Source organism: Streptomyces sp. 8P21H-1 (assembly GCF_013302945.1).
This window is the reverse complement of the sequence record NZ_JABTYA010000316.1, coordinates 1-929: the sequence shown is the minus strand read 5'-3', so window position 1 is coordinate 929 and position 929 is coordinate 1. Positions and strand designations below refer to the sequence as shown.

Sequence of the window (929 nt, the reverse complement as noted above, 5' to 3'; positions counted from 1 at the left end):
CCTGGGGCTCTTCCTGCTCGGCGCCCTGGTCGCGGTGGCCGGAGCACTGGTCCAGTCGGGCTGGTTCCCGGGCGGGCTGCTCCTCGCGCTGGCCGGGGCGGCGGGGCTGTTCCTGGGCGGCTCGTACGCGATGGGCGGCCGGGCCGGGGCCCTCGCACCCGCGGCCGGCTGGATGGTCGCCGTCATCCTGCTCACCGCCAGCCGTCCGGAGGGCGACTTCCTCTTCGCCGCGGGAGCCGGTTCCTACCTGTTCCTGCTCGGTGGGATGGCTGTGGCTGTGATGTGCGCCACCCTTGGCCAAGGGTGGCAACCGGGCGGTCCCACCGCCCGACTTGGCAAGTGACGTACCGCTTCGCCACGACGCGCCGGTGCACGTCCGGTGTGGGTTTCCCCGACGGCCGCAGGAAGCGGGGGACAAGTGGCCAGTATGGTGGTGCGCGCCGCCGAGCCGCCCGAATCGAGGTCGAGTACACGGGCGGTGGAGCCAACCGGGAGAACCTGCCTTGAGTCGTGAAACTGACAGTTCGTCCTCCGGGCCCAACGGGCGCGGCGGAACCGCATACCCGTCGGGGACTCCGCCGTACGGAACCCCCATGGCTTCCGACGCCGCCGCCGACCGGCCGGAACAGCCCAAGACCGAGACCACGCTGACGACCCGGATCCGCATCAACATCCCCGGATCCCGGCCGATCCCGCCGGTCGTCGTGCGCAAGCCCGTCGCCAACGGGGAGTCCTCCGACGCCACGGGTGCCTCGCAGGCGCCTGCTTCCGACGCGGGACCGACCGCCGGACCGGCCGCCTCCGCGGGCGGGTCCGCGGACCCCGACACGGGGTCCCACGCCCTGCCCGCCGGCACCGACGGTGGCGGTAGCGGCGGGGAGAAGGCGAGCGACTGGTTCGCGCCGCGCAAGACCGGTGCGCCGAAGGGC

General features: G+C 73.7%; 1 protein-coding gene and 1 pseudogene. Both read left to right on the top strand.

Going from position 1 to position 929, the window contains the following annotated elements:
• Position 1 precedes the first annotated feature (1 nt).
• Complete coding sequence (locus tag HO151_RS06635; RefSeq protein WP_254594786.1) at positions 2–343, top strand: DUF6113 family protein; 342 nt, start codon at positions 2–4, stop codon at positions 341–343.
• A gap of 160 nt (positions 344–503) precedes the next feature.
• Positions 504–929: pseudogene (locus HO151_RS06630) on the top strand (hypothetical protein); the annotation flags it as partial.